The sequence below is a fragment of the Cupriavidus sp. GW823-FHT07A04 genome (genome assembly GCF_058794615.1).
Map to the genome: position 1 here is coordinate 61,329 of NZ_JBXAHA010000024.1, position 24,895 is coordinate 86,223.

The following is a 24,895-nucleotide window of genomic DNA, read 5'->3' on the forward strand; positions in this document are numbered from 1 at the left end:
GCCAACCGAACCTAGCCTTAACGCAAGCCGTTTATTTCGCTGGAATTCGGTCTGACCCGATCCTGAACCGCCCAGTTTTTCTCTCGGATTCCTCATGCTGGTAAGAATGGTTATCGGCATGATGGCGAATGACAAAAAAGCCGCCCGGAGGCGGCTATCCTTACTCGGTTTCTGCATAGACACGCAGCTTCCAGCAGATCTCGCCTTGGTTCGTACTGTGCTGCTTGTGGTTCTGCGTCGTGAACGGGTCGCCCGCATTCAATGCGCGCTCTTGGCCGCATCCCGTGCAGACATGGATGCCCGAATGCGACACTGTCTTTCCGGGCGCGTGCTCCGTTTCAAAAACTTGGTTCGGCTTGGCTTTTTTCACTGCCTTTTCATCAAGGTACAACGCCATCATTTTCTCCTCTAGCCCTCCATGGGCCTGCCGGCGCACTTGAGGGCAGACATATGTGATTCAAGAGGCGTTTTCCCACTCATCCTCGGACGGCCGGATCGCGTCGACCAAGGCTTGAAGCCGCGCCGCGTCGCCGGGGGCCTGGTCGCTATACGTCAGCCGGCCCCACACCACGACGGCGCCGTGCGCGAACTGCTGGAACTGCCCTTTCGCAGTGAAATCGGTCTCTCTGTCGGCCATTTCCTTCCAGAGCCCAATCGACGCCCCGACCACGGCTGTCAAGTCAGCGTAGGAATAGCGCGGCTCGCGCCGGGCCGCGTCGGCGCGCTCGGCGTCGATTTCGCCTGCGCGCGCATGGCGCTGCGCACTTCGCGACGAAAACCACTCATGCGTTCTCCCTTGCCCCCGCGGGCGTTCCCTACCGATGCGGCTCGAACGGATTCAACAGGTCGACCCCAAAGTCCGCGAAATCACTGACATTGCGCGTCACGACGGTTAGATGGTGCTGCTTGGCCGTTGCCGCGATCATGGCATCCTCGTACAGCGTCTCGGAACGCCGGTGCATCAACCGCGCCCACAGGCGGAAGGTGCCTGCATCCATAGGCAGCACGTTGTAGACGGCGGAAACCAGATCCACCCATCGCTCGATTTCGCCAGCCTTGGCGACGTCCTGGTCGCGCGTGAGTTCGATGCCGGCCTGAATCTCCCCCAGGGTCACGGCCGACAGGAAGAGCTTGTCGTCGGTCACCGATTGGAGCCACTCAACGACCGCACCATGAGGGCGAGGCCGCCGGAGTTCAGAGATGACGTTGGTGTCGAGCAGGTACATGCGATGCATTCAGTGAGCTGGGACGACACGTCGGCGACGTGCGGCGCCACGCGGCGGCACGAGACATTCCGTGCGGGCCGTGTCGGAGAGCAAGAGGTCCTTAAGGGACGGCTTGGCTGCCGCATGCAATCGCCGCCATTCTGCCACCGGCACCAGGACGGCCGCTTCGGTGCCGCGCTTGGTCACCATCTGTGGGCCGCTGGAGAGGCAGGCGTCGAGAAATTCACTGAAACGCGCTTTGGCGTCCTGAACAGGCCATGCTTTCATGATTGCCCCATATAACTAGTTACCTGACTAGTCTATCACTTCCTTTGGCCTCTTGCAGAGGGTTGTCCGCTATTCGCAAATATACGAGAGGATTACGGCCAACCCTTCATCTGCCTTGCTCGCAACTCCAGTGATCGGCAAGGAGACGAGTGACAAAAAAGCCGCCCCGGGGCGGTGCCACTGCGCTCAATCCTCGCTCCATCGGTGACATCTCCAACACCATGCATATCGAAGGCGAGGGAAATCGTCACCCTGGGCAGGGAAGCGATTTCCCCGCTGGGATCAACAGAAAGACGACGCTCAGCAGTCGTCGAGCGTACTCACCAACTTCGCCAGCTTGCGAATGTCATCGGCGGCCAGTTCCACGGTGAACGTGTCGGAGACCATGCCTTGCCAGAACGGTACGTGACCGTTTTGGGTGGGCGGGCGATGGAAGCCGGCGGATAGATTGCGCAAGAATTGCATTTCAAGACTCCTTGAAAATGCGGGTTCCGGCACGACCCCGATCGGGGATGCGGTCCCCGCGGGATGGTTGAAACGATCACACTCCAGATCCCGAAGGATCCACAGCCATTACAGGAGCCAAGCTGTGTTTGATACCTGCTTCAGCAGCGGATCCACAGGCGCACCAGGTTGTCCCCGGAGACACTCGTGTTTCCCTTGCGTTTTGCGGCAAGCCGCAGATAGCGCTCCAGCACTTCCAGTTCATGATCGGAAGCCTGCGAGAGCCAGTCGTTCCAGTGCTGCCAGAACGATTTGCGATTTCCCTCCATATCGATTCTCCTAACAGCGGGAATCGATCCCAGGGGACGGATTCCCCAGGCGGGTGGAAACATCACGGCGTCAGCAACACCTCACTGATCGCCCTCTTCCTCGAGTTCGCCGAACAAATCCCAGACAAAGCGAGCTGGTCGAAACGCAATGCCGTCGACCTTGAACCCTTCCCCGTAATGGCGGAAGTTCGCTTCGATGAATGTCGTGACTTCCAACATCGTCTTGAAATATGTCACGTCGCATTTGCTGTGCTTATGAAACTCCACACAGTATTCGGCGTTGACCCAGATCTTCTTTCCCTCAGCCGGGACGGCTGCCACTGTCACCAGCAGCGGGTCGCGCCGTCGAAGGCATAACCAAGCTCAATGAGCCGGCCTTGTTGCGCGTAGCGCTGGAACCGTGACAGACCTTCTTCCAGCACAACACACAAGCCAGCTTCGAGGCGTTCGTAAAAAATACTGTGCGGGCGCGCTGTCGATCCGATGCAGTGTGAATGCTGGCTTGCTCATCTTCCGCCCCTGGCTGTTGGCTGCTGCCGCCGGCAACGCGCTGCATTCATTCTATGGAGCGCGTTGCCAATGGTTCAGCGGGCGCTGTCCTACAACGCAGGTTGCACTTGCAGAGTGTCCTCTGGAGTACGCGTCTCTACACCGGCCGTACAATCCGCGCGCGGTGCGCCGCGCATGTTGCGCCCCCGCAGGCACCAACCTCAGGGGCGAACCAGCGGCCCCTCAAAAGGGCCCTCCCCGCAATCCGGCGAACACCCTCTCCTTCATGTAGCAGAACCACGAGCGCAAGAAAGTCGGCGGACACTCCACCGACTTTCACCCTCACTCTCCCCTGTTCACTGCTTCTCGCTCCCCGGGTGTCAGCCCCTCGGGTCGTAATGCTCGGATTCCCAGTACGGCGATATGCCGTAGTACTCATGGATGCTGGTGGCCCACCGCGAGTCCGCCATGCTCGGCCAATGGTCCTTGTCAAAGCCAGGTGCGGCCTTTACGCGGTCTTTCTCGACCCCGAGCACGAAGCACTTGCGCCGAGTGTCCAGCGTGAGAGCGGACCACGGCAGCGCGAACAGCTTTTCGCCGATGCCGAGAAAGCCGCTCACGGCCATCACGGCATAGGCTACGCGCCCGGCTGGCACGTCGATCATGATATGGTCGATGGTGCCGATGTTTTCACCAGCGGGGTCCACCACCTTGTTGCCTTCCAGCGTGTCGGCCGCCATCACGAACGGGCCCGGGCCCGGAGAATTCTGGTCAACGCCGCCAACAATGGAGGCGCCTGGCTCGCGGCCAGGACTGCGTGGTTCGACTGACGTCATGGATAACTCCTTGCTTGTAGAAAGTCCTGGACCAGATGGTTGATATGCAGCGATGCTGCTCACGTGCGTCGACTCCGATCGCGATCTGCCCGCTCCACGTCCTCCGTCCTTTCAGGTTAGCGGTGGCGGTCACTTGCGATCGGTGGTGCCCTTACAGTGGCCGGCGGGCTTTGCGCCGACAGGCTGGTGTTCGCTACCGCGCTTGAGCTTCCAGTCCACATTGTCGCGCGCGGTCTGCGTCCTCTTCTCAGCATGCATGGCTGCACTAGGCGAGATCGGATCGCTGGCCGGGAAGCTCATTTCCAGCGCGTCGTCGACGGCGGCCTGGTAGGTCTTCGCGCAATTCTCCTCGCCGGCGGCAGGGCGCGTGGCGGGCGTTGCGTGTGACTTGTCGGCCTGCGCCGGCTTGTGAGCCGCCGGCGCGGCCTTGGATGATTTGCGGGCGTCTTGCATGGCGGGGTCCTCCCGGATGGGCTTGCCACAACCTGTGCAATTGGCGGGCCAGTCCGCATGTGTGAGCCGTGCAGCGGTGCGGACCGCACAATCACGGCTGCGCGGGCGCCGCGACGTCCGCAAAGCTTGCCCGCTGCGCCGGGAGCGGCGCGCACTTCGTACGCGAATCGGTAAAAACTACAGGACGGCGTAACGGAAATGCGGGGGAATGCTGCTGGCGGACACGAACCGGCCGCGACACGCTTATGCCGGGACGGCGTGGCGGGGGAAACCTCACGGAGATGCAGACGATGACTTTGTCGCTCTCGCCGGCAGGGCTTTCGGCGCTGGGGATCGCGCCAAGCAGTTCCAACATGCGGCGCGTCAGCAACAGCGCGGAACTCTGCCGTGACGTCTGCGAACCCTGCCCCGGCACACGCGCCCGAAGAAATCGGACAAGGTGGTCTGCCACGTGGCGCTGCGGTCGCGATCGAGCGGCGGGCTCTCGATAATACGCAGCTTGACGTAATCCGGCTCGTTGCCCAGATGCACCCCCACCGAGCCGCCGGACTGCGCACACCGGATGCAGTGCATTAGGAGATGGCACAGCAGGGGCATCAGGCCAAGAATGAAGCCTCTTACTGAGTCACCAACTCAAGCCCAGCTTGCGACTCGTCATCGCCGCGGGCGACCAGCACCTTGATCTTGTTCGGTATTGTTGCACCGATGCCGTCGACCGGGATTGTGGTGATCAGCCAGTCTGCGTTGTTGGCCAGCGTCAGCGTGCCCGAGTCGAAGATCACTGTCTTCGTGCCGGCCGTGGTGATGCGCAGGCGATAGGTGCCGCCATTCACGTCGATCGAATCGCTGCCCGATGCCGGTACCGCCGACTTGTAGGCGATTGCTGCAAACGTAGGCGTTGCTGCTGCCAGGTCAGCTGCCGGGACGGTCAGGTAAATGTCGACATTCTGTGCATTGAACGATGCGTTCAGGCTGCGGATGCGAGCCTTGTCGGAGAACAGGCCCTTCTCAAATGGGTCGTCGATCTGCAGCACGTCCGCCGCGGTAGCGCCGGGTAGGGCTACCACCGTGTATTTGTGGCCAGTGTGCGTGCTCACTGTGGTCCGCCCGAGTTCAGTTGCCGTGTTGGCAACATTGAACGAGAACGTCTGGTTGCCCTCGTCCACGTTGAAGTACTTCGAAACAAACTTGTAGGGCTCATTCAGCAGGTTGGTCTTGGTGCCGTTCTGCAGCACATCCAGGTTAGGGCCACCGGTAAGAGCATGGATCACCCGGACAGTCGGCTCGCTGACGCCGATGCGGGCGCCGATGCTGTCATCCCCGCCGCCGCACGCCGAGAGGACTGCCGTTGCGGCTAGTGCTAGGCCAAGGATAAGACGGGTCTTGGATCTGAACATGTGTCACCTCCATTCGTTGGAACTTGGGCGCGCTGCCGCGCACGGTGCGGCATGCTAAAGGTCAGAGTGCAAATGTGGCGGCGCATGCTTGCAAGTGCGGTAAATGTGTATCGCCCTGAAGCAACGATAGATAGTGACCACGGGCGCAAGCAGGTCCCCGGCTCCGAATTCAATGTCGGACGATTCCGACAGAACGCACGAGTGGGAAGCAGGTCTACGCGCCGCCACCAGCACCGAGTGGGTGAGCGAGGCGTGAGCGCGAGCCGGTAAGAGTCCGCTCAGAGAGATTGGTCGGATCTTGCCGGATCCACATTCGGGCGCAGTCTCGAAAGCGCCATCCGTGTCAAACCTCAGTCTCCTTATTGAGTACACGCCATAGTCGAGTCCCAATGGCGTTGGTGTGGGCGCACGTGCTGAGCTTCGTATTCATCGCGCGCCCTTTAGGTCGGCCGCCTCGGGGTGGTCGCGTCGCGAAACGCCCGTGGGGCAGACGAGGCAGTCCATTCGCTCCGGCAATCCAGTCAGTGTATTTACCGTCGTTCCGGGCGCACCACCGCAGCGTAGCGGCGCTTTGAAAAAGCCGAAGGGATTTTGTAGTCTTAACACAAGGTAAGCGTGGCATCCTGAAGCAGGAAGACTATCCGAATGCCCTTTTCTCCGGGCACCGAGGCTCGATGGAGCTAGTGACGAATGGCGGATAACAGCAATCCATCTCCAACAGCAGAGCCGACGGGTACTGCGGCTTGGTGGCCGGCCGCCCTGTTGGTAGGCCTGGCGGCTGCCACTTGGAGCGCTCGCGCGCAGACACCGTCGCCGCTAGCCGAGTGGCAATATTCGGCGGGAGTCCCGTTGATGAAACTATACGAGGCCAAGGTGCCCGACTGGCAGGTCCAGGTTGGGGCCGCTGCCAGCCTGCGACCGTATTACGAAGGTACCCAGCGCTATCACGTGCTCGCGGGCCCCAGCTTCGATATCCGCTACCGCGACCTGTTCTTTGTTTCCACCGGTGAGGGCATCGGCGTGAACCTGCTGCGGGCGGACCATTGGCGCGCGGGGGTGGCGATAGGCTACAACCTGGGCCGGCGGATGGCTGACGATCCTGGCCGTCTCAACGGACTCGGCAACATCAATTTCGCGGTGGAAACCAAGCTTTTTGGCGAGTACGTGGTGTCGGCGTCACTCCCCTTGGTGGTGCGCATCGATGTGCGGCGCAGCCTGGGCGGCACCGACGGCTGGATCGGCGATATCGGCGCCTACCTGCCGCTGCCCGGTAGCTCGGAGCGCTTCTTCTGGTTTGCCGGCCCTACCGTCACCTTCGGTGATGCGCGCTACATGAGCCGTTGGTTCGGCGTCACCTCGGCTCAAGCGGCGCGCTCGGGCTATCCGCAGTACAAGGCCGATGCGGGCCTCAAGTCATACGGCGCAGGCATCTCCGCGATCTGGCTCTTTCGCGAGCATTGGTTTGTCACCGGCGACGTTGCGGTTGGCCAACTCGTGGGCTCGGCGGCGCACAGTCCGATCACGCAAAGGGCGACCAATACGGTCGTCGATCTTTCGCTGCACTACCAATACTGAAGTGCCATGGGCACCCTCGCTGCACCACTACACTACCGCGGCGAGCTGCCAGCCAGCATCGTGAGCCACGCCGGCACCGACGCGAGGGAGCGTCCCCAGGCCATCAACCCGACTTCCGGGGCCGCCGGCGCGTTCCGCTGGCCAACAAATTCGCGCACTTCGTCAGGCACCTGCGCCAACGGCTTGCGGATCTTGGCCAGCGCCCGAACATCTTCCACCAGCTCCTCCAGCGTCATCGGCTTGAGCAGGACGCATCGAAGCCTGCCCCCGCGCCCCGCCGGCAGGCTCGCCGGCCTGTGACTGGCCCTTGCAAGCGCGACGTAGCTCGCAGAGTTCTCCGCAATAACAGTGGCTTTATGCCGAGTACCTCACGAAGTTTAGTGCTTTGCGTGGGCGTTCGTTGAGTCTTCTGGCTATGGCGTTGAGCTTGGCTTGCGAGTAGCCCGAGAGATCGTTGCTCCTGGAGGGTGGGGCGCCCAGCAGCAATCAATCTTGCATTGGCCCGATCCCATGGTCTCGCGCATCTGTCGGGCCAAAATCGGTCTGCCGACGGTACTACGGCAGGCCGCAGCGCTTAGCGGCCTGCTCACACCGTTCCCCCGCGCGCTACTGAGGGGCTGAACGGTATAGGTGAGCGACTCCTCGTCCACGCAGGTCTTTGCCTCTATTGAGGCGCGCGGGGTTGTGGCATGAAGGCCGCGCTAACGCTGCAGCTTCCGATACTCATTGAAATGTCGGATCGCCCGCATCCCATTGCCGAGCGTCTCGTAGATACGAGCCGCGTTGAAGTGCGCGTCGGCAAAGTCCGGCGCTAACTGTATGCAGCGCTCATAGCTGGTGAGTGCCTCCCGGGGGCGTTCCTGATCCTCCAACGCTACGGCCAAGTTGAAGTGGAGCAACGGCTCGCTCGGCAGCTGTGAGATGCCAGAGCGGTACAGTTCGGCCGCGTCGCCAAACCGGCGCGCGTCGCACATCATGCAGCCCAGGTTGAGATACGGATCCAGAAACGTTGGTTCTGCCGCCAAGGCTCGCCGGTATGCGGCCTCGGCTTCGATAGGCTTCTCCGTTTCCAGTTCGGAACCGATGAGAAACCAATCCTGCGCATCGGCAGCTGGTGGCCGCGCGTCGTGTAGTGATTGCACAATCGCGGCGCCCAGGTCGCCGGGCTCAAAATCCATCAGCATCTGGCCAGACACGGCCTGCCATCCTTCTCTGCTCTCATCCCTTGTCGCCACCTCGTTGCCCATCGCACGAATCCGCACACCGGTCAGCGGCTGGCCAGTGCCACGAGAGGCCTTCACCCTCGCCAGCGCGCGGATAATCAGCCGCGTTGGGATCTTGGCGCCATGCAGTGAATTGGCTGTCCGGAGAAGCACCATGTCCTGAAACGTGAACAGAAATTGGCGGCGCGGCCCGCGTGTGGGCGTGATGATTCCCTCGGAGACCAACCTAGTGGCCACCGAGCGCGGGATGCCCAGCATCGTTTCGGCGTCCTTCAGGGTGTACGTCGGCATCGGCCTGTCACTTTTTCGCCGATGAGGCTCGCTTGGCCGGAGTTGGCGCCGGTGCCGCAGTGGCACGCTTCCCAGTCTTTTTGCTCTTGCCCTGCGCTGCAGCCGCTGTGGTCGCGGCCTTCGTTCCGCCCTGTTTCCCCCGGGCCATGCTTGCGCGCAGGGCCTCCATCAGGTCGATCACTTCGGCGCCCTCCCGTGGTTCCCGCCGCTCTTCGCTCACGGTGATCTTTTTGCCCGCGATCTTCTTGTCGATCGCTGCCAAGATGCGGTCTTTCTCCTCATCCTTGTAGGCCGTGGGGTCGTACCCGTCCACCGAGTTCTGTTCGATCAGCTGTTTAGCCAAAGCCAGCTCGGCTGGCTGAATCTCGGCTTTCTCCACGTGCAGATCCAGCATCGATCGGACCTCGTCAGCGTAGAGCAGTTGCTGGAGCACCAAGCCCTCGTCGACCGCCCGCACCTGCACCATGTACTGCTTGCCTTTCCAGACCCACTGCGCGAGCGCGCAGGTCCCCGTCTTTCGCATGGCTTCGGCCAGCAAGTTGTATGGCTTACCACCGCGCTTGTCCGGCCCCAGGTAGTAGGCTTTGTCGAAATAGATGGGGTCCACGGCTCCGGCCGGCATGAACGACACGATATCGATCGTGTGCTTCGCCTCGTCTTCTAGCGCCTTCAGTTCGTCCGGCTCAAACACAGCGTAGTGGTCAGCTTCGAACTCATAGCCTTTGACCATCTCGGACCGCTCAACCACCACATCTTCGCGGATGCACACATACTGCTGCTTGAGCCTGGAACCGCATCCCTTGTGCAGCAGATTGAAGCCGACCCCCGAGTTGCTTTCCGTGGCACTGAAGACCTTCACGGGGATCGACACGAGGCCGAAGCTGAGAGAGAGGGAAGCAATGGAACGGGCAGCCATGGCGATCTCCGTGCAGGTCGGGAGTACATCGATCTAGCTTAGATCGTGCCCGCCGAATCGGCGGTGTTCCACTGTCACTTTGCGGATAGGCGAGCACTTCCTGGAAAAACATGTGCATGTAATTTCTGTCGGACCTGCATGGCGACCAGTGCCATACCACGTGTCGGACAGCGGCCTATTGCCGCTTCCATGGGACGGGGAAATACTGCGATTACAGAAGACGAGGAAACGGAGACGATCATGGCGAACAAGAATGTGCACGTCGTTCCACACGGCGATCAATGGCATGTCCTGCGCGGGGGCGCCCACGAGCCCTCTTCTGCGCATGACGACCTAGAGGACGCCATCGCGGCCGGCACGGCGGAGCCAAAGCAGGACAAGGTGGAGTTGCTGGTCCATGGGCGAGATGGGCAGATCCGCATGCGCAACAGCTACGGGGAGGATCCCCGCGGCGTGAAAGCGTAAAGCCCGCGCCGCCCGGTCTGTGAACTCAGTCCATGGCTAAGTCAGCCTCTACCAACGCGCGCAGCCTGGAGCGGTACCGCCAAAAGCGTGACTTCGTAGCGACGACGGAGCCGAGCGGCCAGGTGTCCGCCGCGGGCGCCGCCAGCGGCGCACTGAGCTTTGTCGTGCAGAAGCATGCGGCTCGCCGGCTCCACTACGACTTTCGTCTCGAGCTGGAGGGTACCCTCAAGAGTTGGGCGGTCCCCAAGGGACCCAGCCTGGATCCCGCAGAGAAGCGAATGGCCGTGCACGTCGAGGATCACCCGCTGGATTATGCGAGCTTCGAAGGCGTGATCCCGCCCAAGGAATACGGGGCCGGCACGGTCATCGTTTGGGATCGAGGGACGTGGATGCCGGTCGGTGATCCGGTGGCTGGCTACCAGAGCGGCAAGCTGAAGTTCGAGTTGCAAGGTGAGAAGCTACATGGCCATTGGACCTTGGTCAGGATGCGCGGCCGCGGCGACGAGCGTCAGGATCCGTGGCTCTTGATCAAGGAGCGGGACGCGTTCGCGCGCTCTGCCGCAGAGTACGACGTCACCGAAGCCCTGCCGGACAGCGTACTGGCCCAGGGCAATAGCAAATCGGCTGCCGGCGGTAACGCAAAGACTGCCGTGCCAAAGCAGCGTCGCTCGCGCCCGGGCCAGGGCCGACAGGTACTGCCCGCTGCAGCACGCCCGGCCCCCCTTCCGCTTGCGTTAGCCCCGCAACTGGCAACGCTCGCTTCAACGGTGCCGCGCAACGCCAAACAATGGGCCTATGAGATCAAGTTCGACGGCTATCGGTTGTTGGCAAGGGTCGACGCCGATGACGTCCGTCTCTTCACAAGAAATGGCCATGACTGGACATCGCGCCTCAAATCGCTTGCGGTGGAGATTCGCGCTCTTGGCCTTGGCTCCGCCTGGCTGGATGGGGAGATCGCGATACTCAGCGACAAGGGCACCATGGACGTCCAAGCGCTGCAGAATGCCGTTGATAGATCGAAGGTGGAGGACATCCAGTACTTCGTCTTTGACCTCCCCTTCTTCCAAGGCCACGACCTACGACTGGTTCCGTTGACCGAGCGCAGGGCGCTGCTCAAGGAGGTGATAGCCGTGCCAGCTGCGACACGAGTCAGGTACAGCGAGGCCTTTGAGGGCACGCCTGACGACCTTCTTGCCGCAGCGTGCCAGATGGGCTTGGAAGGTCTGATTGGCAAGCGTGTCGACGCGCCCTATGTCTCCACCCGAGCGCCCAGCTGGATCAAGCTCAGATGCAAACAGCGGCAAGAATTCGTTATCTGCGGATTCACGGCCCCGAAGGGTAGCCGACAAGGCCTCGGCGCGCTCCTGCTTGGCCTACACGATGAAACCGGGAAACTGCACTACGCCGGCAGCGTTGGCAGCGGTCTGGATTCGCGCATGCTGACCAAGTTGCTCGCGATGTTGACCGGACTGGAAGTGCCAGTCTGCCCGTTTGGAAAGCGACCACCGCGCGTAGTCGCCCGATGGGTCAAGCCGAAGCTGGTGGCCGAGATCTCGTTCACCGAGTGGACCAAAGAAGGCCGAATCCGGCATCCCGTCTTCCATGCCTTGCGTGCTGACAAGGCCGCGGCCAACGTGACAAGGGAGCGGCCGGTCGATGTGGAACAGCCCCGGCCTCGGCCAGCGCGCTCGGTCAAGGTATCCAACGCGGAGCGCGTGATTGATCCAGCGACCGGGCTGACGAAAGGCGACCTGGTCGGATTCTACGAAGCCATCGCGCCGCACCTGCTGCCTCATCTCCGCGGGCGCCCTGTGTCCTTGGTGCGCGGGCCAACGGGCATCGACGGCGAGCTATTCTTTCAGAAGCACGCCGAGACTATCAAGATTCCGGGGATCAACGTCCTCGATGCCAGCCTATGGGCCGGGCACCCGTCACTCCTGGAGATCGCCAGCCAGACTGCCATTGTCGCCGCAGCGCAACTGAACGTGATCGAGTTCCACACCTGGAATGCGACCAAGCGTGCCATCGACAAGCCGGATCGCGTCATTTTCGATCTGGACCCCGGTGATGGCGTGCCGTGGCGGCACATGCGTGACGCCGCCATGCTGACGAAGACGTTGCTGGATGAGCTTGGCCTGGTGAGCTTTCTCAAGACCAGTGGCGGCAAAGGCCTGCATGTCGTGGTGCCCATTGCGCCCAAACTGCCGTGGACCACGGTGAAGAAGTTCGCACAAGATGTCGTTCGTCATATCGCCCAGACCATTCCGCAGCGCTTCGTTTCTAAGAGCGGGTCGCGCAATCGCGTGGGTAAGATCTACATCGACTACCTGCGCAACGGCCAAGGTGCGACGACGGTATCCGCATTCTCTGCGCGCGCACGGCCAGGTCTCGGGGTTTCGATGCCGGTATCCTGGCAGGAACTGGAAGAACTGACAGCGGGCGACCATTGGACGGTCCAGACCGCCCTGCAGCGCGTGGAAACTGCCGGCTACGTCGATCCGTGGGCGGAGTACGCCGATACTAGAAAGGTGCAACAAATTGGTGCGGCCATCCGCACGCTGGCTGGCTAGTCGATTGGAGGATTTGTCATGGCAACCCTTGAGACGTTTCCTACCGCGGAGCGCGAAGCTTTTACCAATGCCTGTCGTCGACACGGGTTCATCGCCGCCGACTTTAGCGTCTGCGACATGACCGGGGAACAGGATCGCCTGGTCAGCGTGCTGAGGCCTGAGACAGGCGTATTGATGCATTATGCGGCAGAGTCTCGTGATTCTTGGCCAACCAAATTCGAGCACGACCTGGCCATCCGGGTCTTCGGAGACGCCCCCGAGTAAAACCTTGACGGTGCCCGCTCTATAAGAGGTGTGAGGAACTGGAAAACGTCAGACTGCGTTTTCCGAAAAATCGATGACTTAACAGAGACCTGCTTTAGAATGGGTTGAAGCCACGCACAAGGCCTCGTCTACTGAGATAGTGCCGATTGCGGCGCCAGATGTACAAGCCTCATCATCGCATCTTCACAAATTAGTACAGCACGCGATAGGTCGACTGCACTAGGCCGGACGGAAAGTGCCGGCTTGATTCGAGCGCCAGACTGACGTCGCGCGGCAGGGCGCCGAACAATGGTCTGCCTGCCCCGATCAACACTGGCACGGTGGTGACCACCAAATCAGCGATCAATCCGTCGCGCAGAAACGACTGAACCAACTGACCGCCATCGACGTACACGCGACGCGCGCCTGCAGCTTCCAGTTGCTTCATCGCATCCGTGGGCGTGCTATCCGAGAACCGCACCTTTCCCTGCAGCCTCTCCGGCACGGGCTTGCCAGCCAATTGCCGGGACAGCACCAGAACGGGCTTGTCGTAAGCCCATTCTCCCAGCGTGAGGACTTTTTCGTAGCAGCCTCGGCCCATAATGATCGCGTCCTTGTCGGCGATGAAGGTCGGATAGCCATGGTCTTCTGTCGGCTCATCCCGGTTCAGAAGCCAGTCGATGTCCCCATCGGGTCGGGCGATAAAGCCATCAAGGCTGGTAGCAATAAAGACGTGTCCTGTGATCATTGTCAATCTATTGTTCTGTCGGATCGCGCTCAAGCTTTAGCCGGCGCCTCGGCCCGTGGCGCAGACTCTTCGGTCCCGCCAGACACAATCCATGAGGTTTGCGACGCTCGAATGGCCATTATCGTTGAAGGCAGGCGTTCGCAGTGCATTGCCAGATGGCACCTATTGGGCGCCGAAGGGCGTCTGAGTGAAACTGCGACCGTCTCAGGCCGGCCGACAGCGGTCGTGCCTTGTCCCGGCGCTGAACCCGAACCCTGGAGCAGCCGTACCCCCATCGGGCCGCACGGCAATCAAGCTAATTCCGATTCCCTACAGTGACCCAGTTGTGAACGTGGCGTTCCGCTCCGGTCATGATGATGCCTGTATGGATATACAAGTGTCGCGCGTGAGCACAACCGATACAACTTGCGGTAAGGGCGAGCAGCGGTTCGACAAGTGTGCCCCGCCGGCGCTCACTAGTGCAGGTCAGACACCAACCCGGAAATGCTCCACCGTCTGCCCGGCGTTGACCGCCCGCCGCAGCCAGTCCGGCATGGCGCCCTCCCCGTCCCAGCTCTGCCCATCGGCGCTACGGTAGCGCACCACCGTTGGCGCCGATCGTTCGGTTGCGGCAAAACAGCCGGCCGCCAGCAGCTGCTCGGGGGTCACCCCGTGCCTTGCCATTTGGGTGCGGATCCAGAGGATTGCCTCGGCCCGTTCGCGCAGCGCCGCGGCAGGGCTGGCGCCCGAAAGCAGACGGGAGGCGGCGGACTGGCGGGAAGGAATGGCAGTGGGCATGGACGCAGATGATACCTGCGACCTGCGCCAGCGGCCGCGCGATCCTCCTGCCTGTCCGGGGCACCTTCTATATCGAGGGTGGCACAGCGCCAGCCGGTGATTCGCCACCTCACTAGAACAAAGCAATGCCCTTGTGGGGAGGGCCACTGTCATGTGTGCCGCTGGCTGCCGGATTGTGGCACAGCGAAGGGCCGCCGCCCCGGGTCGTCACTTCCGCCCGGCACACCAGGGCGCCATGTCAGTCCGGTGCTTCGGCCTTGCGGAAGTACGCGCTCGGGCTGACGCCGAAGGTCTTGCGAAAAACCGCCGCGAACGCGCTGGGGCTGTCGTAGCCGTGATCCAGCGCCACCTCCAGGATGGCGTCGCCCTGCGCCAGCCTGGGCAGGCTGAGCAGCAGTCGCGTGTGGCGGCACCAAGCGCCGAAGGTCAATCCGGTCTCGCGCTTGAACAAGCGCGCGAAGGTGCGCTCGTTCATATGCAGCTCCGCCGCCCAGCCAGTCAGGGTGGCCGCCTGGGCGGGGCTCTGGATCAGGCGTGCGCACAGCTGCGCGGCGCGGGCATGCTGCGGCATCGGCAGGTGCAGGGAGAGCACGGGTGCCGCCCGGATTTCGTCCAGGATCAATGCCATGATTCGCTGGTCGCGCCCTTCCGGCGCATAGCTGGCCGGGATTCGTACCGCATGCAGGATGAGCTCGCGCAGCAGCAGGCTGACTTCGATGGCGCGGCAGTCCTGCGGCATGGCCGCGCAGGCGCCGCCGGCCACGAAGACCGTGCGCATGCGCACATCGCCGACGGCGCCGATGCGGTGCCTGAGCTGCGGCGGCACCCACACCGCGCGCCCGATCGGGACCACCCATTCGCCGCGCGCGGTGCGCACAATCATCACACCGGAGATGGCATGGATCAATTGTCCGTGCTGGTGCCAGTGCTCGGCCAGCTCGGAGCCGTCCGGTTGGTCGTTGGCCACCACCACGATCGGCCGGGGCGTCTGCAGCGATTGCTGGAGGGCGGCGTCGGACAGGGTCTTCATGAGGCGGATCTGTGGTTCGGTGAAAGCGTCATCGTGCGCGCCAGTGTAGCCCGCCCGCCGCCCATTGGCTGGCAGCAGGGGACGCCACCCTACCGCAGGCTAGGCGACGGCAAGGCCCTGCTCGTCGATGCGCGGGGCGCGGTCGCGCAGGCGCAGGGCAAGCGCGCTGGCCACGCACAGCACGCCGAGCACGGTGGCCAGCGTGAAGGCAAGGCCGCGCGCGTCGGACAGCAGGCCGAACAGCGGCGATGCCATGCCGCCCACAGACAGCGCCAGGCCCAGCGTGATGCCGCTGGCCATGGCAGGGTTGCGCGGCAGGTAGTCCTGTGCCAGCGTGACCTGTGCCGTGAACGGCAGGAACATGGCAACGCCCAGCAATACCGTGAACACCAGCGCCAGGGGCGCGCTGTGCACGAGCACCAGCCCGGCCAGCATGGGCAGCATCAGTACATAGCCGGCACGGATCGCGGTCATGCGGCCGCGGCGGTCGCCAAGCCAGCCGCCCAGCAGCGTGCCCACCGCGCCGGACGCCGTGAACGCGGTCAGCACCGCGCCGCCGAGAAAGGCGCTGCCGCCGAGATCGCGTGTCATATGGAGCGATAGCATCGACAGCACCGTGACATAGGGAATCGACCAGCAGATGATGGTGGCTACCAGCAGGCCGAAGGCGCGCCATTGATTGGGCACCGGCGCCGCCTGTGAACGTCTGGCCGCGGCTGCGCCGGGCACGGCCGCCGGACGCGCCGACGCGACCAACCACAGCACGGCCATCAGCACGGCCGGGATGCCCAGCAGGTAGCTGCGCGCCAGCGCGCCACCCCCAACCGCGAGCGCGGCCAGCAAAGGCGCGAACGACGCACCGACGGTGCCTCCCACGGAGAACACGCTCATTGCCTTTTGCGAGGTGCCGCCGGCAGCGCGGGCGGCCACCGTGGCCGGCGGATGGTAGGCGGCGATGCCGAGGCCGCTCAGCGCGATGGCCACCCAGGTGGCGAGATAGGTGGACGCCATGCCTGCCAGCACTACGCCGAGCGCGGCCACCAGGAAGCCGGTGGGCACCAGCCAGCCGCGGTGCGCGCGGTCGGCATAGGCGCCGAACAGGGGCTGCACCACGCTGGAAAGGCCGGTGGCTGCCAGCATCAGGCCGCTCACGGCCGCGTAGCTGTAGCCGCGCTCCAGCACCATGAAGGGCAGCAGGGCCGGCACCAGCCCCTGATAGAGATCGTTAACTGCGTGCGTGCCGGTGAGCAGTCCGAGCCGCTTCTTGTTCATGCGGCGTCTCCCGTGCGACAGGCGGGGCGTGGCGAGGGGGCGAATAATGGCATGTCTGGATCCTCCTTGACGTTTGAATGGAAGATCGTAGACAGCAGCCGGAAATTGATCTCGCGCGGAAACCACAAGATTCGTCGCGAAATAGACAAAATGGCTTTGTAGATGCGCTAACGGATGGGCTTCGTTCCGTCGTCACCCGACTCGGCCGCGAGCCAGGTCAGAATGCGCCATTGGCGAGTGTACCCTCGCTCGCCGAGCCCTTCTGGCCGGCGGTTCAGAGTGGAATGACCAAAGTTCAGAGTTTTGCGATTCTCGACAGCCGCGCCCAGGAGCACAGGCCAACTCGGAATGCCGGTGCGGGAGCCGGTTGATGTGTTCGCGCCGGTAAGGCGACAGCGCCTTGAGCACCTCGGCGTCGAGGGGATCGATCGGATATGGCCGGTAACCCTGCTTGATGCGGCAGTAGCGCAGAGGACTTCCTCGATGAGATCGAATCGGCTTCCGCCCTGCAGGCCGAGGTCCGGCAACAGAGAGCGGCAGACACCGGCGGAAGCCGTGCCGCCCCCACGCCAAGAATGCCTCCAGCGGAGATTCTGCCACCCGTGGTTCCCGCCACTCCCGCGCTACCGCCCCTGACGCCACGTGACGAAGCGCTCCCGCCACCATTGGCGCTGCAATTCATGCGGTGGCTGCAGGAGGGCATTGCGCAAGGCAGCCTGCTGGTCAATACCTCCCAGGCACAGGTCCATTCGGTCAAGGAGGGCCTACTGCTGGTGACTCCCCGGATCTTCCGCCAGTTCACGCATGACACCGATCCACGCGCCGAGAGCGGGGAAGCCCTGGAGTACACGGCGGTGCAGAAGGCGGTCTTCAAGGCGCATTGGCACTACATCGCCACCAAGCCGGCCCCGAAGGGCCGCAAGGCTACCCGAATCAATATCCTGCGCTACACCACGTCCGGTGGCGGCCCGGGTGGTGCTACCACCGCCAAGCCGCTCTCCGGCGTCGTCATCCTGCAGCCCGAGCGCTTCGTTAATCCCGTCCCACCAGTGAACTGCCACCTCACTTACCGCGAGGACATCACCCTCAACCTGGGCCCCTCCTCCTGAGCTACCCCTGTCTGACGTTGGAGACTGGATATGGCGTATCCCATCGAGAATCTATTCCGACCCCCTGTTGAGCTACTCTCGGCCGCCACGGCCACCATGGCTGGCACGGCGCTACTCACCGCCCCGCAGTGGTTCATGACGCCACCTCCGGTTGCCTGGACAGGCATGTTGGGCTTCTACACGCTTGCCGCCTGGCGCCTGCATCAGGGCTACCGGATCGTGCGTTTTCACCGCAACTTGAAGCGGCTGCCGAAGTACGTCATCGCCGCAGCGGACGTACCGGTCTCCGATACCTTCCTCTTCCTCGGCCGGGGCTTTGCGTGGGACCAGCGCCACTCGCAGCGCCTGCTGCAGGCCCGGGATCCCGCCAACCAGAAATACGTGGCACGTGGACGCGGCGAATGGGGCGGCGTGGGAGGCGATCCCACCCTCCACGGTGTCGAACCTGACGAAGACATCGTCGTGATGGATCTGGCCGAGCGCAATGGCCATACGCTTGTGCTCGGCACCACCCGCGTCGGCAAGACCCGGCTGGCCGAAGTTCTGATCTGCCAGGATATCCGCCGCGGCGACGTCGTCATCGTCTTTGACCCCAAGGGCGATGCCGACCTGTTACGGCGCATGTACGCCGAAGCGCGCCGCGCCGGGCGAGAGAGAGATTTCCATTTCTTCCACCTGGGCTACCCTGACATTTCGGCGCGCTACAACCCAGTCGGCAGCTTCAGCCGCATCACCGAGGTGGCCACCCGAACAGCAGGGCCACTGCCCAGCGAAGGACAATCCGCCGCCTTTCGCCAATTTGTCTGGCTCTTCGTCAATGTCATCGCACGCGCACTCAATGGCCTGGGCCACAGGCCCAGCTATGCGCTGATCTATCAGCACGCCACCAATATCGATGCGCTGGCACAGGCGTATATCGATCACTGGCTGGACACGACACAGCCCAACTGGAGAAGTGCATTCGAAGAGTATGCGAGCGATGAGGACCGCCGCAAGACCAAGACCAAGGAAGCGCAAAAGACCCAGCATGCGCTGGACCTGCTGCTGCTCATCGATTTCATCAATGCGCAGGCATGGTTCGACCCGGTGGCCAACGCCTTGGCCGGGCTGGTGGCCAAAGAGCGCGGCTACTTTGAAAAGCTGGTGGCCTCCCTGTATCCGTTCCTGGAGAAGCTCACTACCGGAAAGATTGCCGAGCTCATCTCCCCCGACTACGAAGCAACCGGTGATGCGCGCCCGATTTTCGACTGGATGTCGGTCATCAACCGCGGTGGCATCGTCTACGTCGGCCTGGACTCCCTCTCAGACTTTGAAGTCGGCTCGGCTATTGGCAACGCCATGTTTGCCGATCTCACCTCCATCGCCGGCCAACTCTACAAGAGTGGCGCCGGCTTTGGCCAAAGTACCGCAGAAGGCAAACGCCGCATCGTGGTTCACGCAGACGAGTTCAACGAACTGATCGGCGACGAGTTCATCCCGCTGCTCAACAAGGCCGGCGGCGCCGGCTTCCAGGTCACGGTCTACACCCAGACCTGGTCGGACGTCGAAGCCAAGATCGGCAACCGCGCCAAGGCTGGGCAAATCGGCGGCAACCTGAACACACTCATCATGCTCCGGGTCAAGAACAACGAAACGGCCGAGATTCTGACCAACCAACTGCCTGAAGTGTCCGTCGCTTCGACTATGCTGGCCAGCGCCGCCTCGGACACCAACGACCCCCGAGATTTTGAAGAATTCGGCTCCCGCAGCGAGACCGCATTTCCACCCAGCTCGTGCCAATGCTGACCCCGGCCGATCTGGTCAAGCTCCCCAAGGGCCAGGCCTTTGCGCTGATCGAAGGTGGCAGGCTCTACAAGCTGCGCCTGCCGCTGTTCGACCCCAAGGCGGACGCCACCGATCTGGCCTTGCCAGCATCGCTCGAGGTGATCGCCGCCGACATGAAGGCCCGCTATGACAGCGCGGCCGCGGCCGAGACCCTCACCGTGCCAGGAGGCTGGCTATGAGCTCCCGCTACGAATTCCACGATCAAGGTCATCCACGTCTTCGTCTGGCCGCTCAAGCTGCTTTGGAAAAGCAACTGGCCGCCAGGACACGGTTGGAGGGAACAGGGGGGGCGATAACAGGCTGGCCTCTTGGGGGAGCCAGAGTTTCTGCCTTCAGTCCGTTGATGTTTCAGGGAAGCATATGGGTATCCCCGGCAGCCTGCGGCGGCAACTTGATTGCCAGCGCCTTGAAATCGCCGCTGGTTGCGATCGAACCCGCGTGCGCGACACCCTTTGGAATGATAATCAGGTCACCCGGGCCGACCTCGCGCTGTTCACTGCCCAGCCAGAATGTGCCCTTTCCTGAAATGACATACTGGATCTCGTCGGCGCTGGTGTGGTAGTGCTTCGGAACGTTGCCCGATTGCACTGCAACGGTCCCTTGTGGCGTCGCCACCAGCCCTTTCGTACGTAGCGTGCCCATATTGGGAACCTGCGGTCCGATGTCTTCATTGCTCATGGCGACCAAGTTGATGATCTGCGGCGCCAATGTGGGGGGCGGGATTTGCGCGTGGGCCGGCGGCAGTCCCGTATGGGCTGTAAGGTAGCCACAGGCAAAAGCGATTGGGACAGCGGAAAGAGCGACAAAGCGATGCATATTCATCTCCCTTCGGTTGGTCTGCGAGCATTGGATCGCTACGATGCATAATTCGCGCGATACGGCTGGATTGTCTCACCGCGATCCGCGCCCAGAATTAAGGGGAAACCCGCAAGCACTGAATCAATCTCTTGCCGAAAGGGGGCCACCCGAAGGAAATTCAGCGGCTCTGGCTGGCGGTTCCCGACCCATCGCGGTCGTTTGCCGGTCCGTCAGTGCGCGGCTGCTTTCTTACCGATTTCAGCCGTTCGAAATTTCGACGAAGTGATGGTGCCCACGGCACCTTAAGCGCCGCTATGGAGCAGGGGGCCAATACTTTGCCTTATATGAGGGCTGCATCGATCCAATTGCCAAATTCACTTGCCAGGTGCCATTGATGGCCCGAAACGCCTTGCGGTGGCGTACGCCTCCTAACGCGATGCCTTTGGCGCTTCGGGCCACTCCTGCAACCTGGAGCAGGTACGCTCGATCTCGAGGAGACGGCAGGCTCGATAGGTCGGAGTAGTTGATAAAGAAGCACGTGGAAAATGTCGCGCCTCCAGTAGATTCGACCACTTCTTGAATGCCATCGGCGTTCGTGCGAATTATGTAGTGGTCAGGCGCGGCTGAGAGCATTGTCAGTACGTCGTTGTTCCGTCGAACCAGTCTACGAAATGTTCTGCTGTACCTCCGGATACAATCAGCTCTGTTAGGGAGAAGCGGCGGGCGCCGCGAGACATGGCAGCCATCAGATCGGCGGGCGACGAGGAGATCGCTCGCTCAAGACGTAGCGCCTTCAGCGGGCCCTGCGCGCCGAGTTCCAGCTTGTGATCTATCAATTGGCGACGAAGGGTCGCCAAATCCTGGTTGGCAGGTTTGACGCCCGGCTTTCTCAGAACGGTCTGTGCACGGCGCTGCTCCCACTCAAGGACCGCTTGTCGTGGAATTTCGCGACCGTTGATCATCGTTCGGCTCATATAATCTTCACTCGCGACTGAGAAGGGACAGGTAGATGCCTCGAAACAACGACGAAGCAGGCACGGAGCTAAAGAAGGGTAGCCGGCCAGGTGGTCGCGCAGCACTGGTCGTGGCGGCGATCCATCAAGCAACGTTGGAACTGCTGGATGAAATGGGCTACGACAGGATGGAGATTCCCAGCATCGCCGACAGAGCGCAAGTTAACAAGACCTCAATCTACCGACGATGGCCGAACAAGGCTGAGCTGGTTTTGGACGTTTTGCTTGAGCAGACGAAGGTAAACGTTCCATTGCCTGATACAGGCAGTGTCAGGGGGGATCTCCAGTTTCTGCTGCATGGCATTGCCACCCAACTCGCCACTCCTTTTGCCCGTGGTCTGCTTCTGGCCTTTATCGGATCAGGCGATGATGACCTCACGATCCAGTCAACGCGTAGCCGATTCTGGGCCGAGCGGTTCCAGGTAAGCGGCAAGCTGGTTGAGCGCGCGGTGGCCCGCGGGGAGCTGAGACCCGAAACGAATCCTCGAGTGTTTCTTGAGTTGGCTTGCTCTCCACTTTTTTTTCGTAGCCTTGTTGCTCATGAGGCAATCAATGATGGTTACATCGACACGCTTGTAGAGCTTGCCGTAGGTGCCTCTCGTTCGCTCCGTTAGAACTTTGAGCCTATTTGAAGCCGGCTTTTGATGCGTTTTCTCAGCACCGGTTCGCGTAGCTAAAGCCGCAAGCTCAGGCGGCCTCGTCGCGCCATTCTGCACACTCTCCGTAACTTCGGTCTCTCCGGCTGCGCCAGAAGTGTACGCATGGCCGCCCCTTGACTTGGTGGCGCTCGCACGTTCCCTGCCCTTACATGGGTTTTCCCTGTTGATAACACCCTCTATAGCAACTATAGTTGCTATAGAGGGTGTTGCGGGCGCACGAACACTGTCGCAGCCAGTGACATTTCCCCTTGAAAACCTTCGTGAGGCGCTTGCCTTGCAGCAAGGGCCTCACGGGTCCGGCGGCAGCGGCAGGCGCTTGGCGCCTTCATAAACCCCAACGGAGACAAAACTTGCTGGAGCTGATCCCCTTTTCCACTGCAACCTATTGGATGAACTTTGCTGCTCATATGGCAGCCAGCGCAGGCGCTACCATGGGCGACATTGAGCGTGCAATGAGGCCCTACCTCACATATGTCGAGGAGAATCGGGAAACCTTTGAGCGAGCGAAGGCCTTGGCACCCCTTAAGTTCGATGGCAATCCGGCGACGGTCCCCTTGAAACTTGCAGAAGCCATGTTTGCTGCGACGCCGATCTGGTGCGAAGGCTGGATTGATGAAGGTGAACGTCTGGCAGCGGTCGCCGAATCGTTTCGTGCGGCGGGGCAGACGCTAACTGCGGGTGAGATATTCAAACGTGCATCGATTCTTGTTGGGTACGCCGAATGGTCGATGCTTCTTGGGCCCGGCAAGCGGGAGGCGTTTGATCGCGGTCGAAACCTGTGCATGACAGCCATCGATCTGCTGGGGGAGAAATATGAAGAGGTCAAAATTCCCTACGCAGATACAGAACTCGACGGGATGTTCTGGCCGGCCGCCGGAGAGGGCCGGCGGCCAACTGCAGTCTGCTTTAATGGGTTGCACTCTTCCATGGAGTGGTTCTGGCAGATCGGGCTCATTCGCGAACTGAATCGCCGAGGCATCTCCGTTCTTGTCTTTGACTGTCCAGGCTCGGGTACGGCGCGTTTTCACAAAGGCCTTCACATCGAGCCCGAAACTGAACGTTATGCAAAGCCCGCACTCGACTACGTCTTGTCGCGAGACGATGTTGACCCGCATCGCGTCGCCGCAGTGGGCTGCAGCTTCGGGGGTTATCGTACAGTTCGCGCTGCGTCCACCGACTCTCGCTTCCGCATGTGTCTTGCATGGGGCGCGCTTTACGGAATCCCTGAACCTCAAAAGCCTGCGGATGCTGAAGGGGATGCGCCTTCTGGAATGAACGGCCTGGATCCTCGCACCATTCTATGGTTCATGGGGGTCTCAAGTGCGGAGGAATGGGAGGCCAAGCGTCCGAAATTTACGCTTCGGGACGTCATTGGCGAGCTTCGATGCGATTTGGTTGTCTTCCACGGAAAGGCTGACATGCAGGTGCCGGTCTCGCAAGCTCATCGCGTAGTCGGCGATGCGGTGAATGCAACGTCCAGGGAACTTCACATCTACACGGCCGCGGACGGTGGTGAGCAACATTGCCATCTGGACGACCTGAATACGCCGCTAGGCCATATGACGGATCGGGTTGCAGCAATCCTCCAGGCGTGATTCGGCGCAAGAAAGCCGAGCCTCCCTTGCGCCGTGCCTGCGTAAGGGAGGTTCGGCACCATTGCAGTACATTTGACCAAATTTTACGGCATCTCCAGGCGAATGATCCCACTGCAGGGATACGATCGGTTCGCCAAGAGCCTTTTGACAATCCAGGTGAACATGGTGGGCTGATTTTCGCCGAAAATCATGAGATTCAATCGTATGGCGCAGGAACTCGCAACGGAGCAAGTACTGTTGCTTTCGATCCGACAACTGAAACATACACAGTAAAAACCCTCCTTGAAGTTGGTCAGTTGTACAGTATAAAATTCGACCTGACTAAAAGGAGACATCGATGTTACGCAAGCTCATACTTCTGGCGACGTGCTTCTGCCTGTTTGCAGCCAATGCGGCTCTGGCGCAGGGGCAAGTCGTTCGAATCGTCGTGCCTATTGGCGTTGGAAACAGTTTCGATACGTCCGCACGGGTGCTTGCCGAGGCACTGCGCAAGGCGACCGGGCAGAGCTTCATCGTTGATAACCGGCCGGGCGGCGGCGGGATAGTCGGTACCGCGGAGGTCGCTCGTGCCAAGCCCGATGGGCTGACCCTGCTGTACACGACCGCGGGGCACGCGACCAACGCTGCGCTGCACCCCAAGCTCCAGTACGACAGTATCAAGAGCTTCACGCCCATTAGCATGATCACGCAGAGCAGCGGCTTCGTCCTGCTGGTCCGTGCTGACTCGCCATTTCGCACTGCACGCGATCTCATTGCAGCCGCGAAGGCAAAGCCAGGCTTAGTTTCGTATGGCTCCTTTGGTATTGGGAACACCACGCACGTGGTAGGTGCGCTGTTCGCGAAAGGTGCAGGAGTCCAGATGCTGCATGTCCCTTACCGATCACCCGTTAGTGATTTCCTTGGGGGGCAGGTGGACTCGATCTTCATTGGGGAGTCGACCGCAATACCTCTTCTTAAGGACGGAAAAGTCCGCGCCCTCGCAATCTCGGCCTCGAAGCGCTCCACGACCTTACCGGACGTGCCGACCTTTGAAGAACTGGGGGTCAAAGGTGCCGATGTGCCCGCGTGGTCGGGATTGCTGGGCCCCGCAGGTATGACGCCGGAAAGTGTGAAGAAGCTCTATGCTGCTCTGCAGCAGGCTGTAAAGACGCCCGAGTTTCAGGCAAGTCTCAAAATCAACGCAGCGAACGTCGTGCTGATAAAGCCGGATCAGTTCGCGAAGCAGCTGGAGTCCGAGGTTTTGAGGTTCAAGACTCAACTGCCGCCCCTGGGTATCCAGTTGGAGTGAACGCGACATTCAGTCGTGTCCCACGCGCCCCTGCGCAAGAAGTTCCACCAGGAACTCG

The 24,895-nt window shown here is 61.6% G+C and carries 29 protein-coding genes; 10 read left to right on the top strand and 19 right to left on the bottom strand.

Going from position 1 to position 24,895, the window contains the following annotated elements; genetic code table 11:
- Positions 1-160 precede the first annotated feature (160 nt).
- From AC1Q7Q_RS33515 to AC1Q7Q_RS33560, 10 genes are all read right to left on the bottom strand, one after another.
- Positions 161-400 (bottom strand): protein L, encoded by a 240-nt coding sequence (locus AC1Q7Q_RS33515; protein ID WP_492372324.1) that lies wholly within the window; start codon positions 398-400, stop codon positions 161-163.
- Positions 401-457: 57 nt separating this feature from the next.
- Entirely contained in the window at positions 458-637 is a 180-nt protein-coding gene (locus tag AC1Q7Q_RS33520) for a hypothetical protein (protein WP_492372325.1), read from the bottom strand.
- 178 nt (positions 638-815) lie between these two features.
- Positions 816-1,226, bottom strand: a complete 411-nt coding sequence (locus tag AC1Q7Q_RS33525; protein ID WP_492372326.1) for a type II toxin-antitoxin system VapC family toxin — start codon at positions 1,224-1,226, stop codon at positions 816-818.
- A 9-nt stretch (positions 1,227-1,235) separates the two neighbouring features.
- Positions 1,236-1,493, bottom strand: a complete 258-nt coding sequence (locus AC1Q7Q_RS33530; RefSeq protein WP_492372327.1) for a type II toxin-antitoxin system Phd/YefM family antitoxin — start codon at positions 1,491-1,493, stop codon at positions 1,236-1,238.
- Between the two features lie 300 nt (positions 1,494-1,793).
- Positions 1,794-1,958: a hypothetical protein gene (locus AC1Q7Q_RS33535; RefSeq protein WP_492372328.1), complete on the bottom strand. Its 165-nt coding sequence runs from the start codon at positions 1,956-1,958 to the stop codon at positions 1,794-1,796.
- A gap of 140 nt (positions 1,959-2,098) precedes the next feature.
- Positions 2,099-2,266, bottom strand: a complete 168-nt coding sequence (locus tag AC1Q7Q_RS33540) for a hypothetical protein (RefSeq protein ID WP_492372329.1) — start codon at positions 2,264-2,266, stop codon at positions 2,099-2,101.
- 81 nt (positions 2,267-2,347) lie between these two features.
- Complete coding sequence (locus tag AC1Q7Q_RS33545; RefSeq protein ID WP_492372330.1) at positions 2,348-2,587, bottom strand: hypothetical protein; 240 nt, start codon at positions 2,585-2,587, stop codon at positions 2,348-2,350.
- 548 nt (positions 2,588-3,135) lie between these two features.
- Positions 3,136-3,591 (bottom strand): PRC-barrel domain-containing protein, encoded by a 456-nt coding sequence (locus AC1Q7Q_RS33550; RefSeq protein WP_492372331.1) that lies wholly within the window; start codon positions 3,589-3,591, stop codon positions 3,136-3,138.
- Between the two features lie 129 nt (positions 3,592-3,720).
- Positions 3,721-4,044, bottom strand: coding sequence for a hypothetical protein (locus tag AC1Q7Q_RS33555; RefSeq protein ID WP_492372332.1), 324 nt, complete (start codon positions 4,042-4,044; stop codon positions 3,721-3,723).
- A 617-nt stretch (positions 4,045-4,661) separates the two neighbouring features.
- On the bottom strand, positions 4,662-5,441 hold the full coding sequence (locus AC1Q7Q_RS33560) for a DUF4397 domain-containing protein (protein ID WP_492372333.1): 780 nt from the start codon (positions 5,439-5,441) through the stop codon (positions 4,662-4,664).
- Positions 5,442-6,131: 690 nt separating this feature from the next.
- Here AC1Q7Q_RS33560 and AC1Q7Q_RS33565 point away from each other — a divergent pair.
- The gene (locus AC1Q7Q_RS33565; RefSeq protein ID WP_492372334.1) at positions 6,132-7,016 is read left to right on the top strand and encodes a MipA/OmpV family protein; all 885 of its coding nucleotides are present in this window, start codon (positions 6,132-6,134) and stop codon (positions 7,014-7,016) included.
- A 32-nt stretch (positions 7,017-7,048) separates the two neighbouring features.
- Here the strand turns inward: AC1Q7Q_RS33565 and AC1Q7Q_RS33570 are convergent, their stop codons facing one another.
- The 3 genes from AC1Q7Q_RS33570 to ku all read right to left on the bottom strand — a co-directional run bounded on the left by AC1Q7Q_RS33570 (position 7,049) and on the right by ku (position 9,446).
- Positions 7,049-7,252, bottom strand: a complete 204-nt coding sequence (locus AC1Q7Q_RS33570) for a hypothetical protein (RefSeq protein WP_492372335.1) — start codon at positions 7,250-7,252, stop codon at positions 7,049-7,051.
- Positions 7,253-7,717: 465 nt separating this feature from the next.
- Positions 7,718-8,530: a tetratricopeptide repeat protein gene (locus tag AC1Q7Q_RS33575; RefSeq protein ID WP_492372336.1), complete on the bottom strand. Its 813-nt coding sequence runs from the start codon at positions 8,528-8,530 to the stop codon at positions 7,718-7,720.
- 7 nt (positions 8,531-8,537) lie between these two features.
- Positions 8,538-9,446 (bottom strand): non-homologous end joining protein Ku, encoded by a 909-nt coding sequence (ku, locus tag AC1Q7Q_RS33580; RefSeq protein WP_492372337.1) that lies wholly within the window; start codon positions 9,444-9,446, stop codon positions 8,538-8,540.
- Positions 9,447-9,686: 240 nt separating this feature from the next.
- On the opposite strand from ku, the gene AC1Q7Q_RS33585 reads away from it, so the two are divergent.
- From AC1Q7Q_RS33585 to AC1Q7Q_RS33595, 3 genes are read left to right on the top strand one after another with little or no spacing between them, the layout of a single operon-like run.
- Entirely contained in the window at positions 9,687-9,911 is a 225-nt protein-coding gene (locus AC1Q7Q_RS33585) for a DUF2188 domain-containing protein (protein WP_492372338.1), read from the top strand.
- Positions 9,912-9,943: 32 nt separating this feature from the next.
- Positions 9,944-12,481, top strand: coding sequence for a DNA ligase D (gene ligD, locus AC1Q7Q_RS33590; protein WP_492372339.1), 2,538 nt, complete (start codon positions 9,944-9,946; stop codon positions 12,479-12,481).
- Positions 12,482-12,499: 18 nt separating this feature from the next.
- Positions 12,500-12,745 (top strand): hypothetical protein, encoded by a 246-nt coding sequence (locus AC1Q7Q_RS33595; protein WP_492372340.1) that lies wholly within the window; start codon positions 12,500-12,502, stop codon positions 12,743-12,745.
- Positions 12,746-12,935: 190 nt separating this feature from the next.
- Here AC1Q7Q_RS33595 and AC1Q7Q_RS33600 read toward each other — a convergent pair whose 3' ends face one another.
- The 4 genes from AC1Q7Q_RS33600 to AC1Q7Q_RS33615 all read right to left on the bottom strand — a co-directional run bounded on the left by AC1Q7Q_RS33600 (position 12,936) and on the right by AC1Q7Q_RS33615 (position 16,551).
- Complete coding sequence (locus tag AC1Q7Q_RS33600) at positions 12,936-13,472, bottom strand: dihydrofolate reductase family protein (RefSeq protein ID WP_492372341.1); 537 nt, start codon at positions 13,470-13,472, stop codon at positions 12,936-12,938.
- 465 nt (positions 13,473-13,937) lie between these two features.
- A complete protein-coding gene (locus AC1Q7Q_RS33605; protein ID WP_492372342.1) occupies positions 13,938-14,249 on the bottom strand; it encodes an H-NS family nucleoid-associated regulatory protein in 312 nt (103 codons plus the stop codon).
- A gap of 238 nt (positions 14,250-14,487) precedes the next feature.
- Positions 14,488-15,279 (bottom strand): AraC family transcriptional regulator, encoded by a 792-nt coding sequence (locus AC1Q7Q_RS33610; protein ID WP_492372343.1) that lies wholly within the window; start codon positions 15,277-15,279, stop codon positions 14,488-14,490.
- A gap of 99 nt (positions 15,280-15,378) precedes the next feature.
- Complete coding sequence (locus tag AC1Q7Q_RS33615; RefSeq protein ID WP_492372344.1) at positions 15,379-16,551, bottom strand: MFS transporter; 1,173 nt, start codon at positions 16,549-16,551, stop codon at positions 15,379-15,381.
- A gap of 680 nt (positions 16,552-17,231) precedes the next feature.
- Here AC1Q7Q_RS33615 and AC1Q7Q_RS33620 point away from each other — a divergent pair.
- Genes AC1Q7Q_RS33620 through AC1Q7Q_RS33630 form a run of 3 tightly spaced genes read left to right on the top strand, consistent with a single transcriptional unit; the run spans position 17,232 to position 19,663 of the window.
- Positions 17,232-17,660, top strand: a complete 429-nt coding sequence (locus tag AC1Q7Q_RS33620) for a conjugal transfer nickase/helicase domain-containing protein (RefSeq protein ID WP_492372345.1) — start codon at positions 17,232-17,234, stop codon at positions 17,658-17,660.
- Positions 17,661-17,690: 30 nt separating this feature from the next.
- Positions 17,691-19,445 carry a conjugative transfer system coupling protein TraD gene (gene traD / locus AC1Q7Q_RS33625; RefSeq protein ID WP_492372346.1) on the top strand — a complete coding sequence of 585 codons (1,755 nt, stop codon included), beginning with the start codon at positions 17,691-17,693 and terminating at the stop codon, positions 19,443-19,445.
- Entirely contained in the window at positions 19,439-19,663 is a 225-nt protein-coding gene (locus AC1Q7Q_RS33630) for a hypothetical protein (protein ID WP_492372347.1), read from the top strand. Before traD ends, AC1Q7Q_RS33630 begins: the two co-directional genes overlap by 7 nt.
- A gap of 169 nt (positions 19,664-19,832) precedes the next feature.
- On the opposite strand, the gene AC1Q7Q_RS33635 is transcribed toward AC1Q7Q_RS33630, so the two are convergent.
- Positions 19,833-20,300: a cupin domain-containing protein gene (locus AC1Q7Q_RS33635; protein WP_492372348.1), complete on the bottom strand. Its 468-nt coding sequence runs from the start codon at positions 20,298-20,300 to the stop codon at positions 19,833-19,835.
- Positions 20,301-20,917: 617 nt separating this feature from the next.
- Positions 20,918-21,244, bottom strand: a complete 327-nt coding sequence (locus AC1Q7Q_RS33640) for a hypothetical protein (protein WP_492372349.1) — start codon at positions 21,242-21,244, stop codon at positions 20,918-20,920.
- 47 nt (positions 21,245-21,291) lie between these two features.
- On the opposite strand from AC1Q7Q_RS33640, the gene AC1Q7Q_RS33645 reads away from it, so the two are divergent.
- The 3 genes from AC1Q7Q_RS33645 to AC1Q7Q_RS33655 all read left to right on the top strand — a co-directional run bounded on the left by AC1Q7Q_RS33645 (position 21,292) and on the right by AC1Q7Q_RS33655 (position 24,837).
- A complete protein-coding gene (locus tag AC1Q7Q_RS33645; RefSeq protein ID WP_492372350.1) occupies positions 21,292-21,909 on the top strand; it encodes a TetR/AcrR family transcriptional regulator in 618 nt (205 codons plus the stop codon).
- 395 nt (positions 21,910-22,304) lie between these two features.
- A complete protein-coding gene (locus AC1Q7Q_RS33650) occupies positions 22,305-23,549 on the top strand; it encodes an alpha/beta hydrolase family protein (RefSeq protein ID WP_492372351.1) in 1,245 nt (414 codons plus the stop codon).
- Between the two features lie 337 nt (positions 23,550-23,886).
- Positions 23,887-24,837 (top strand): Bug family tripartite tricarboxylate transporter substrate binding protein, encoded by a 951-nt coding sequence (locus AC1Q7Q_RS33655; protein WP_492372352.1) that lies wholly within the window; start codon positions 23,887-23,889, stop codon positions 24,835-24,837.
- Positions 24,838-24,895 lie beyond the last annotated feature (58 nt).

Bases quoted from the DNA above. Each gene is read 5' to 3' on its own strand.
- AC1Q7Q_RS33515 (WP_492372324.1), bottom strand. From the start codon at position 400: ATGATGGCGTTGTACCTTGATGAAAAGGCAGTGAAAAAAGCCAAGCCG.
- AC1Q7Q_RS33520 (WP_492372325.1), bottom strand. From the start codon at position 637: ATGGCCGACAGAGAGACCGATTTCACTGCGAAAGGGCAGTTCCAGCAG.
- AC1Q7Q_RS33525 (WP_492372326.1), bottom strand. From the start codon at position 1,226: ATGTACCTGCTCGACACCAACGTCATCTCTGAACTCCGGCGGCCTCGC.
- AC1Q7Q_RS33530 (WP_492372327.1), bottom strand. From the start codon at position 1,493: ATGAAAGCATGGCCTGTTCAGGACGCCAAAGCGCGTTTCAGTGAATTT.
- AC1Q7Q_RS33535 (WP_492372328.1), bottom strand. From the start codon at position 1,958: ATGCAATTCTTGCGCAATCTATCCGCCGGCTTCCATCGCCCGCCCACC.
- AC1Q7Q_RS33540 (WP_492372329.1), bottom strand. From the start codon at position 2,266: ATGGAGGGAAATCGCAAATCGTTCTGGCAGCACTGGAACGACTGGCTC.
- AC1Q7Q_RS33550 (WP_492372331.1), bottom strand. From the start codon at position 3,591: ATGACGTCAGTCGAACCACGCAGTCCTGGCCGCGAGCCAGGCGCCTCC.
- AC1Q7Q_RS33555 (WP_492372332.1), bottom strand. From the start codon at position 4,044: ATGCAAGACGCCCGCAAATCATCCAAGGCCGCGCCGGCGGCTCACAAG.
- AC1Q7Q_RS33560 (WP_492372333.1), bottom strand. From the start codon at position 5,441: ATGTTCAGATCCAAGACCCGTCTTATCCTTGGCCTAGCACTAGCCGCA.
- AC1Q7Q_RS33565 (WP_492372334.1), top strand. From the start codon at position 6,132: ATGGCGGATAACAGCAATCCATCTCCAACAGCAGAGCCGACGGGTACT.
- AC1Q7Q_RS33570 (WP_492372335.1), bottom strand. From the start codon at position 7,252: ATGACGCTGGAGGAGCTGGTGGAAGATGTTCGGGCGCTGGCCAAGATC.
- AC1Q7Q_RS33575 (WP_492372336.1), bottom strand. From the start codon at position 8,530: ATGCCGACGTACACCCTGAAGGACGCCGAAACGATGCTGGGCATCCCG.
- ku (WP_492372337.1), bottom strand. From the start codon at position 9,446: ATGGCTGCCCGTTCCATTGCTTCCCTCTCTCTCAGCTTCGGCCTCGTG.
- AC1Q7Q_RS33585 (WP_492372338.1), top strand. From the start codon at position 9,687: ATGGCGAACAAGAATGTGCACGTCGTTCCACACGGCGATCAATGGCAT.
- ligD (WP_492372339.1), top strand. From the start codon at position 9,944: ATGGCTAAGTCAGCCTCTACCAACGCGCGCAGCCTGGAGCGGTACCGC.
- AC1Q7Q_RS33595 (WP_492372340.1), top strand. From the start codon at position 12,500: ATGGCAACCCTTGAGACGTTTCCTACCGCGGAGCGCGAAGCTTTTACC.
- AC1Q7Q_RS33600 (WP_492372341.1), bottom strand. From the start codon at position 13,472: ATGATCACAGGACACGTCTTTATTGCTACCAGCCTTGATGGCTTTATC.
- AC1Q7Q_RS33605 (WP_492372342.1), bottom strand. From the start codon at position 14,249: ATGCCCACTGCCATTCCTTCCCGCCAGTCCGCCGCCTCCCGTCTGCTT.
- AC1Q7Q_RS33610 (WP_492372343.1), bottom strand. From the start codon at position 15,279: ATGAAGACCCTGTCCGACGCCGCCCTCCAGCAATCGCTGCAGACGCCC.
- AC1Q7Q_RS33615 (WP_492372344.1), bottom strand. From the start codon at position 16,551: ATGAACAAGAAGCGGCTCGGACTGCTCACCGGCACGCACGCAGTTAAC.
- AC1Q7Q_RS33620 (WP_492372345.1), top strand. From the start codon at position 17,232: ATGCGGTGGCTGCAGGAGGGCATTGCGCAAGGCAGCCTGCTGGTCAAT.
- traD (WP_492372346.1), top strand. From the start codon at position 17,691: ATGGCGTATCCCATCGAGAATCTATTCCGACCCCCTGTTGAGCTACTC.
- AC1Q7Q_RS33630 (WP_492372347.1), top strand. From the start codon at position 19,439: ATGCTGACCCCGGCCGATCTGGTCAAGCTCCCCAAGGGCCAGGCCTTT.
- AC1Q7Q_RS33635 (WP_492372348.1), bottom strand. From the start codon at position 20,300: ATGCATCGCTTTGTCGCTCTTTCCGCTGTCCCAATCGCTTTTGCCTGT.
- AC1Q7Q_RS33640 (WP_492372349.1), bottom strand. From the start codon at position 21,244: ATGATCAACGGTCGCGAAATTCCACGACAAGCGGTCCTTGAGTGGGAG.
- AC1Q7Q_RS33645 (WP_492372350.1), top strand. From the start codon at position 21,292: ATGCCTCGAAACAACGACGAAGCAGGCACGGAGCTAAAGAAGGGTAGC.
- AC1Q7Q_RS33655 (WP_492372352.1), top strand. From the start codon at position 23,887: ATGTTACGCAAGCTCATACTTCTGGCGACGTGCTTCTGCCTGTTTGCA.